We start from the raw sequence: 706 nt of genomic DNA on the forward strand, positions 1-706 counted from the left end.
TAGCCAACCATTGGATAGAATCTTATCCATCGTACTTGGCTGCATGCGTTGCTGCTCAGCAACACGTTGGCGCTCTTCTGCCAACAGCTTTTCCACTTCCGAACGAATGCGCTCTTCGTCGTTAAGCTCGCTTTTGAGTGTTTCAACTTCGCTCTGAACTTGAGACAGCATGAGGCGCAGACGATGGTTTTTCTCTTCTAGTGATTCAAGCTCACTTTGCGAGCCCTGCAGCTTGTCTTTTAGATCACTAACCTGCTTTTCACCTTTCGGTGACGTCGAAACTGGTGGCACGTTTGCTGTCGTTTCAACAGGTTTAACTGGTTCAGGTTTTGGTGGAGTAACAACTGGCGGTGTTGGCGCAGTCGGTTCTTCAACAGGTTTAGGTTTAACCTCTATCTGTTTAACTGGAGCTGGCTTTTCTGGCTTGGGTTGTTTTAGTCGCAACTCATGCGCCTTCATAATGGCAACAGCTTGCTCAGTCGTCGCACTGCGAACTTGCTCTAATGAAGGAACACGAAGACGGCTGCCTGGGATCAGCTCGTGGATGTTTTGATTGTCAAACGCTTGAGGGTTGATTCGATAAATGGCGAGAAGCGTTTGTTGTACCGAGACATTACGTGACGGTCTTAACTCAGAAGCAATCGACCACAGTGTTTGGTTTTCACCTGTAGGGCCGAAAAAGCGCGAAGGCTGAGTATTCTCAGGT

At 48.3% G+C, this 706-nt stretch carries 1 protein-coding gene; it reads right to left on the reverse strand.

Annotated features, from left to right (window positions below; genetic code table 11):
• Positions 1-706, reverse strand: a 706-nt coding sequence (locus tag R7Q11_RS26345) for a FimV/HubP family polar landmark protein (RefSeq protein ID WP_318094463.1), incomplete at both ends; no start/stop codon positions are given.

The sequence above is a fragment of the Vibrio sp. 970 genome (assembly GCF_033339075.1).